The sequence below is a fragment of the Caulobacter sp. CCH9-E1 genome, from assembly GCF_001556515.1.
Classification (GTDB): domain Bacteria; phylum Pseudomonadota; class Alphaproteobacteria; order Caulobacterales; family Caulobacteraceae; genus Caulobacter.
This window is the reverse complement of the sequence record NZ_LSJA01000120.1, coordinates 1-8,653: the sequence shown is the minus strand read 5'-3', so window position 1 is coordinate 8,653 and position 8,653 is coordinate 1. Positions and strand designations below refer to the sequence as shown.

Below are 8,653 nucleotides of genomic sequence, written 5' to 3'. Positions count from 1 at the left end.
GTGGACCTAAGTCCATAAAAACCCTCACAAATCGCACTTCAAAATAGAATCCGCCCACACTACATCATGTTATCGTCTAAGATATATTATCGGCAATAATTGCCTTCGCGCGAGAGCCAAGGCTTGACGCCAAGCCAGCGAGCTACAAAACAGCATTTGACGGGCCGATCGATGTTTCGCGCCAGCCGTCGCACGATTTTTGGGAGACGAGCGAGATTGGCGAAGAATTCTGGAGCCATTCGCGGTCCCACCATCATCGACGTCGCGGCCCAAGCCGGCGTGTCGCCCATGACGGTGTCGCGCGTGATCAACGATCGCCCAGGCGTTGGTCCCGAGACCCGCCAAGCGGTCAATGAGGCCATTCGCGCCCTCGGCTACACGCCGAACGTCGCCGCGCGCAGCCTGGTGACCTCGACCGAGCTCCGGATCGGCGTGGTCTATTCCAATCCCAGCGCCGCCTTCATGAGCGATTTCCTGACCGGCGTGTTCGAGGAAGCGTCCATTCGGGGCGCTCGTCTCATTCTTCTCAAAGGCGGCGAAGGTGGTCGCCCTCCTGGCGTCGCGGAGTTGAAGGCGCTGGTGGCGGCTGGCATCCGCGGCGTGATCCTGGCCCCGCCGCTGGGCGAGTCGCCCGTCGTCCTGCGCGCGCTTGGCAAGGCTGGCCTGCCGATGGCCGCCGTGGGCGCCTATGGCGTCGAGGACGCGATCTGCGTGCGGATCGACGATCGTCGCGCCGCCTATGAGATGACCCGCGAACTGATCGGCCTAGGGCATAGCCATCTGGGCTTCATCCTGGGCAACCCCGATCAGGCCGCCAGCGGCCAGCGCCTGGCGGGCTTCCAGGACGCCGTGAGCGAGGCTCCGGGCGTCACGACGGTGGTCGCCCAAGGCGATTTCAGCTTCGCTTCAGGGCTGACCGCCGCCGAACAACTGCTGGAAGCGACGCCGCCGCCGACGGCGATCTTCGCCAGCAATGATGACATGGCGGCCGCGGCCGTCTCCGTAGCGCACCGCCGCCATCTGGACGTGCCGCGCGAACTGACGGTGGTCGGTTTCGACGATACGCCCGCCGCCGTGACTCTGTGGCCGCCATTGACCACCGTCCATCAGCCGGTCCGCAAGCTGGCCGCCGAAGCGCTGGGCCTACTGACGGCCGAGATCGCCAGGACCGCGCAGGATAGCCAGGCGCGGCGCGAGCACGTTCTCGAACACGAGATCGTCGCGCGTCAGTCGACAGCGCCGCCGTCGCTCGCCTGATCCGACGGTCCACAGCCCCCGCCTCTCGTCCGCGATGACTATTATGTCGGAGTATTGACTCCCTCCCCGCATCGGCATACCACCGATATGGTAACGTTACCGTTCCCGCCAAAAGGGGCTCGGCGACGTGAAAAAACGCGCGAACGCAACGACGTCGCGCGCCTTGGGAGGGAAACCGAAAATGCGTGCCACAGGCATGAACCATTCACGCGCGCCGCTGCCGTCGCCGCGAACCGTCGCAGACGAATTCTCCGTCGGTGGGGCGCCAACTAGGCTGCGAGGACAGGCGCTGATGTCCGCGGGCGCGGCCGCGCTGATGTCGATGCTGGTCGCCGGACCGGCCCTGGCGCAATCGGCGCCTGCGCCCAAGCCCCCCTCCTCCGCCGACGACGCCGTCGTGAGCGAGATCGTGGTCACTGGCACGCGGATCCAGACTACCGGCTTTACCGCCCCGACCCCGACCTCGGTGATCGGCGAAGACCAGATCCAAAACAACGCCCAACCCAACGTCTTCGCGACGATCGTGCAGCTACCGTCGCTGCAGGGGTCCAGCGGCTCGGCCACCAACACCTTCAGCACGTCCAGCGGCCAGCAGGGTCTGAGCTCGTTTTCACTGCGCGGCCTGGGCACCATCCGCACCCTGACCCTGCTGGACGGCCAGCGCGTGGTCGGCGCCTACTACACCGGCGTCACGGACGTCAGCCTGTTCCCGCAACTGCTGATTCAGCGCGTGGACGTGGTGAACGGCGGCGCCTCGGCCTCGTACGGCTCCGACGCCGTGGGCGGCGTCGTCAACTTCATCACCGACACCCGCTTCGAAGGCTTGAAGGGCAATATCCAGGCCGGCGTCTCGAAGTACGACGACAACAAGCAGGGCATGGTGCAGCTGGCGGGCGGCCGCAGCTTCGCCGGCGACCGCGTGCACGTGGTCGGCAGCGTCGAGTGGGCCAAGGAAGACGGCGTCGGCCCGGGCGACTTCGGCCTGGACCTCGCGGGCGATCGCCACTGGTTCACCCAGACGACGATGATCAATCGCAACGTCGTCGACGATAAGTCGCCGCAGTACCTGATGCGCGACTATGCCCAGCCCTACGCCTACACCAAGTACGGCCTGATCACGGCCGGACCCCTGCAGGGCATCGCTTTCGACCAGAGCGGCCAACCCTTCCAGTTCCAGTACGGCTCGGGCGGCGTGCCGTCCAAGACCGCGGGCGGCGCCGTCCTGGGCTGTCTGCCGGGCTTCTGCGTCGGCGGCGACCTGTCGGGTAACGTCGATAGCGGCCGCACGCTGCAGTCGGCGATCGAGCGCAAGGTTGGCTACGGCCGCATCGGCTACGACTTCGCCGAGAACAACGAGGCCTACGTTTCGTTCAACCTGGGCCAGGTCAAGACCAGCAACCAGCCGGTCAACGGCATGAACCGGACGGGCCTGACGCTGCAGTGCGCCAACCCGTATCTGCCGACCTCGGTGCGAGACGCCTGTGCGACCGCCGGGATCACCAGCTTCCAGTTCGGCACCAGCAACGCCCTGCTGCCCAACACCAAGGTCCACACCGACCGCCGCATGTACCGCGTCGTCGCCGGCCTGAAGGGCAAGTTCGCCGCGATGGGCTCCGACTGGTCGTATGACGCCTATTACGAGCATGGCGTCAACAAGGCCGCCGTCGACGTCGACCACATCCTGCTGACGCCGCACTTCAACCAGGCGATCCAGGCCATCACCCTGAACGGCGCGATCGTCTGCGCCGATCCGGTGGCGCGCGCCAATGGCTGCCAGCCGCTGAACATCTTCGGCGGCAAGCCGCCCTCGGCCGCGGCGCTTGAGTATGTTCAGCCCGCCGCCGGCCCGTTCCAGCGCCTGCGCATGACCCAGGACGTCGCCAGCCTGAACTTCTCAGGCGCGCCGATCGATCTTTGGGCCGGCCCCCTATCGGTGGCCTTCGGCGCCGAGTATCGCCGGGAATTCTATACTGTCCGCGCGGATCCGTACGGCGCCGGCATCGCCGATCGCAGCCCCAATGGCGGCGCCTATCCGGCCGATCCGCTGATGTCGTCGCTGGGCAACAACTGGCACGCGGGCAACTACAAGAACGGCGACGGGGTCTACAACGTCAAGGAAGCCTTCCTGGAAGTCGACCTGCCGCTGTTCGACAACGACAAGGTCGGCCGCGCCAACTTCAACGCCGCGGCGCGGGTCACCGACTACAGCACCTCGGGCACGATCTGGACGTGGAAGGCCGGCGGCGCCTGGGACACGCCGATCGATGGCCTTCGCTTCCGCGGCGTGACCTCGCGAGACGTCCGCGCGCCCAACCTGTCGGAGTTGTTCGCCGCGCCGGTCACCACGACCCTGCCGAACTTCTTCGACCCGGTGAACAACCGGAACGTCGTGGCGATCCAGAACGCCGTCGGTAACCCGAACCTGACCCCGGAGATCGCCCGCAACTCCCAGATCGGGGTCGTGCTGGCCAATCCGTCTTGGCTGCCGGGCTTCAGCGCGTCGGTCGACTACTACAAGATCAAGGTCGACGACGTCGTCTCCAGCCTGGGCGCGGCCCAGATCGTCGACTACTGCTTCCGCAACATCCTGCCCCAGACCTGCGGCGCCTATAACCTCAACAACCCCAACGGTCCGAACTACATCAACGTCCAGTCCTTCAACCTGGCGTCGATCAAGACCAGCGGCTTCGACATCGAGGCCAGCTACCGCTGGCGCCAGCCGCTGGGCCTCTCCGGCAACTTCACCCTGCGGGCCTTGGCCACTCACATCCGGGAATTCTGGACCGACACCGGCCTGCCCGGCACCGTGCCGGTCGACTCCGCGGGCGTGAACCAAGGCAACACGCCCAAATGGAAGTGGCTGGCGATCCAGAGCTACGAGACCGATCGCTTCAGCGTGACGCTGCAGGAGCGTTGGTTCACGGACGGCAACTACGGCAACCAGTACGTCGTGTGCGCTCCGGGAACCTGTCCGGTCTCGACGGCCAACGCGCCGACGATCGACAAGAACTTCATGCCCGGCGCGTTCTACATGGATGTTGGCGGCACCTATAAGATCCGCGACGACGTGACCGCCTACTTCAAGGTCGACAACCTGTTCGATCGCGATCCGGCCAAGTCTCCGAACTACGCCAACCCGGCGCTCTACGACATCGTCGGCCGGATGTATCGCGCCGGCGTGCGCTTCAAGTTCTAGGCCGCGGTCGGCGTGGCGCCTTCACGGCGCCGCGCCGACACGCCAGACCTTGGTTGACCTGCCTATTTGTCCGACCATTATTCAGCGCACCACCAAACTCGCCAAGCACGCCGGAAACCGGCGTCATCAGGCAAGCGATCTGGGAGAAGACATGTTCCGATTTGCCCGGCCGCTGGCCGTCTCCGCCATGGCTCTGACGCTGGCGGCGCCGGCTTTCGCCCAGACCAAGGCCGACGCACCGATCCCGCTGCGCATCGACGCGGGTTCGCCCGGCGCCAAGATCGATCGGAACATCTTCGGCCAGTTCGCCGAGCACCTCGGAACCGGGATCTACGGCGGCGTCTGGGTCGGCAAGGACTCGTCGATCCCCAATGTCCGCGGCATCCGCAAAGACGTCGTCGAAGCCCTTCGCGCCATCAAGGTGCCCAACGTCCGCTGGCCCGGCGGTTGCTTCGCCGACGAGTATCACTGGCGCCACGGCATCGGCCCCGCCGAAGCGCGTCGCAAGACGATCAACTCCAACTGGGGCGGCGCGGTCGAGCCCAACACCTTCGGAACCGATGAGTTCATGGACTTCGTCGAGCAGATCGGCAGCGAGGCCTATGTCTCTGTCAATGTCGGCTCCGGAACGGTTCAGGAGGCGGCCGAGTGGGTCGAGTACATGACCGCCGATCCGGCCACGACCGCCGGCAAGGAGCGCGCGGCCAACGGCCACCCTGCTCCCTACAAGGTCAAGTACCTGGGGCTCGGCAACGAGAGCTGGAGCTGCGGCGGGGCGATGCGCGCCGAGTACTATGCCGACGAGATGAAGCGCTACGCCCGCTTCGTGCGGAACTACAATCCCAAGCAGACGGGCGCCGAGGCGATGCAGCGCATCGCGGTCGGTCCGAACCAGGCCGATCCCGCCTACACCGAGGCGGTGATGGCGGCGCAGAAGTCCCATGACTGGGCCTGGAACATCGAGGGCCTTTCCCTTCACTCCTACACGACGGGCGGTTGGCCGCCGTCCTACTCCAGCACCAAGTTCGACGAGACCGCCTACGCCAGGCTCCTGAAGGAGACGCTGGGCATGGACGATCTGATCACCAAGCACTCGGCGATCATGGACAAGTACGATCCCGAGAAGAAGGTCACCCTGGCCGTCGACGAATGGGGCGTCTGGCTGGCGCCGCTGGAGGGCGTCAATCCCGGCTTCCTGGCCCAGCAGAATTCCCTGCGCGACGCGATCGTCGCGGCCCTGAACCTGAACATCTTCGCGCGTCACGCCGATCGGGTGCGGATCACCAACATCGCCCAGATGGTCAATGTCCTGCAGGCGATGATCCTGACCGACAAGGACAAGATGGTTCTGACCCCGACGTATCATGTCTACAAGATGTACCTGCCCTTCCAGGACGCCACCTTCGTCCCAGTCAGCATCGACAAGGGCGTCTATACGCAGGGCGACGTCACCCTCCCCCGCGTCGACGCGATCGCCGCCCGCGACACCCAGGGCAAGCTGTGGCTGGCGGTCACCAATCTCGATCCCGCGCGGCCGGCCAAGATCTCCGCGAACGTGGCGGGAAGCAAAAGCGGCTCTGCGAAAGGCCAGGTCCTGACCGCGGCCCGTGTGGATGCGGTCAACACCTTCGACGCCCCGGCCGTGGTCGTTCCCAAGCCCTATTCGGCCAAGGCCGGCGCCAAGGGCCTCGATCTGGACATTCCCGCCAAGTCGGTGGTCGTCGTCCAGCTCGAGCCGTAAAGGGCTCGTAACTTGCCAAGGGTAACACGGTTGCGCTTATAGAACCCAGAACGCCGCCAGGAGTCTGACGCATGCCGACCGAAGAGCCTGAGATCAAGTCGATCCCCAAGTCGACGAGAGGCTCGGGTCGGCGTCTGCGCGGCGCGGTCGCGCACTATCTCGGCACGGCGATCGTCTCCGGACAGATCGCCCCGGGCGAGAAGCTCACCGGCGAGATCGCCAACGCCGAGGCGCTGGACGTCTCGCGCAGCGCCTACCGCGAGGCCGTGCAGGTGCTGACCGCCAAGGGGCTGGTCGAGAGCCGCCCGAAGGCCGGTACGCGGGTTCTGCCCCGCAGCCGCTGGAACATCCTGGACCCGACCGTCCTGGCCTGGGCCTTCTCGGCCAGTGAGCCTGACGTCAGTTTCGTGCGCGACCTCTTCGAGCTGCGGTCGGTGGTCGAGCCCGCCGCCGCGCGTTTCGCCGCCGAGCGCCGCGACAAGGACGACATCAAGGCCATGAAGGACGCGCTCGCCGGCATGCGCCGTCACACCCTGGCGACGGAAGCCGGCCGCGCCGCTGACCGCGCCTTCCACGACGCCCTGCTGCGCGCCACCCACAACGACGCGATGATCGCGCTTAGCGCCAGCATCAGCGCCGCGGTCAGCTGGACCACGGAGTTCAAGCAGCGCTCTCGCGCCCTGCCCCGCGATCCGGTTCCCGATCACGCTAAGGTCTGCGACGCGATCGCCGCCGGCGACCCCGAAGCCGCCAGCGCCGCGATGCGGACCCTGGTCGAGCTGGCGCTCGAGGACACCCGCTCGGCGATGTAGTTTCAGGGCTTCGACAGGGTGAAGCTATCGACGTCCAGTCGGCCTTCGCCGCCGTTCGGATTGTAACAGAACAGGCTATATTGCTCGCCCTGGAACGTGCCCGTACGCCAGTCATAGGCCAGCGGGAACTCGCCCGGCAGCGGCGTCCAGGCCTCGCCGTCCAGGCTGTAGGCCAGGGCGGACTTGTCTGTGGTGAAGTCCATCTCGACCGACAGCCACAGGTCCTTCAGCGGGACGGAAACCGAGCCGCCACGCGGCGTCGTGACGGGACCGGCCTGGGTGCTCTCGACCAGACGCGCGCTTAGCTCCCCCTGTCCCGCGGCGTTGCGCGTCAGAACGATCTGGCTGGAGAACTTGCCGAACGTGCCCAGGCCGCAGGCGTCCCCGACGGCGAGGCCACGCGCGTCGACCTTGGCCACGGCGCGGCTCTTGGGCCCCTGCCCCTTCTGCACCAGCGTGTTTCGCGCGCCCCAGAACTCGGCGGCCCGGGTCGCCCTGAGCCGTAGATAGCCCGGACGCTCGCCCAGCGACCAGCGGCGGTCGTCAGGATTGTGGTTCCATTGCCATTGGCGTCCGAGGGTCGGCTTGTCGAAGTCATCGGAACTGGGCGGCTCGACGAAAGGCTTGCCCAGGATCGGCTTGGCGGCCGTCGCGGGAACGCGGCCAGGCGCCTCGGGCGTGCCCCAGACCGGCCAATCGTCCTGCCAGAAAACCGGGCTGATGTTGGTCACCCGCCCGATCGCGCCCGCGTCGAGCATGACGAAGCCGTACCAGCCGCCGCCGGGCAGATCGACCAGAGCGCCTTGGTGGCCGCCGGTCTTGTCGTCGATCTGGTCGCGGGTCTCCCACGGTCCGGTCAGCGATCGCGCCCGCGACACCGTCATCCCCAGGCGCCGTGGGATGGAATTGAAGATGTAGTACCAGCCGTCGCGCTTGATCAGTTTCGAGCCTTCGGCGCCCTTGATGTAGTGGATTTTCTGGGCGCTGGTGACGGCCGTCAGGTCGGCGTTGAGCGTCAGCAAGGTGATCGTCCCGTCGGAACCGATCGAGGTGGCCATATAGGCTTGGCCGTCGTCGTCGAAGAACAGGGCCGGATCGAACGCTTCGCGGTCGAGCTCGTGCATCGCCCAGGGTCCGCGCACGTCGGCGGCCGAATAGATGCGCGTCGGGCGTCCCACAGGCGTGACCGCGACGTAGAAGCGCCCCTTGTGATAGCGGAGGCTCGGGGCGTAGACGCCGTGACGATAATCCCCGCCGTCGGCGAGGTCGTATTTCGGATTGCCTACGAGCCTGGGCATCACGTGGCTGGCGATGTCCCAGTTCACCAGGTCCTTCGAATGCAGGATGGTGAGCCCCGGCGCGTTCACGAAGGTGGTCGAGGCGAAATAGAAGTCCTCGCCGACCCGGATGATGTCGGGGTCGGGATAGTCGGCGTTGAGCGGCGGGTTGCGATAGGTCCCGTCGCCGGCGTCCGAACGCCACACCTGGGCGTGAGCCACGCCAGCGCTCAAGGCGAGCGCCGAAGCGACGGCCAGCATGGCGCGTCCGAGAACCTTGGCCATGCCGGCCTCCCTAAACTCTGTACTGGCGCCTAGTGGTTATCCCTGGGCAGGCCCTTGGTCTGGGCGATGCGCTGGTATTTGACGG

General features: G+C 66.4%; 5 protein-coding genes. 4 read left to right on the top strand and 1 reads right to left on the bottom strand.

Features of this window, described 5'->3' with window-relative positions:
• Positions 1-216: 216 nt before the first annotated feature.
• The 4 genes from AX690_RS07830 to AX690_RS07815 all read left to right on the top strand — a co-directional run bounded on the left by AX690_RS07830 (position 217) and on the right by AX690_RS07815 (position 7,006).
• The gene (locus AX690_RS07830) at positions 217-1,257 is read left to right on the top strand and encodes a LacI family DNA-binding transcriptional regulator (protein WP_255357059.1); all 1,041 of its coding nucleotides are present in this window, start codon (positions 217-219) and stop codon (positions 1,255-1,257) included.
• A 292-nt stretch (positions 1,258-1,549) separates the two neighbouring features.
• Positions 1,550-4,453: a TonB-dependent siderophore receptor gene (locus AX690_RS07825; protein WP_066682971.1), complete on the top strand. Its 2,904-nt coding sequence runs from the start codon at positions 1,550-1,552 to the stop codon at positions 4,451-4,453.
• 151 nt (positions 4,454-4,604) lie between these two features.
• A complete protein-coding gene (locus AX690_RS07820) occupies positions 4,605-6,194 on the top strand; it encodes an alpha-N-arabinofuranosidase (protein WP_066682970.1) in 1,590 nt (529 codons plus the stop codon).
• Positions 6,195-6,265: 71 nt separating this feature from the next.
• Positions 6,266-7,006, top strand: coding sequence for a FadR/GntR family transcriptional regulator (locus AX690_RS07815; protein ID WP_066682969.1), 741 nt, complete (start codon positions 6,266-6,268; stop codon positions 7,004-7,006).
• Positions 7,007-7,008: 2 nt separating this feature from the next.
• Here the strand turns inward: AX690_RS07815 and AX690_RS07810 are convergent, their stop codons facing one another.
• Positions 7,009-8,568 carry a glycoside hydrolase 43 family protein gene (locus tag AX690_RS07810; protein ID WP_066682968.1) on the bottom strand — a complete coding sequence of 520 codons (1,560 nt, stop codon included), beginning with the start codon at positions 8,566-8,568 and terminating at the stop codon, positions 7,009-7,011.
• Between the last annotated feature and the right edge of the window lie 85 nt (positions 8,569-8,653).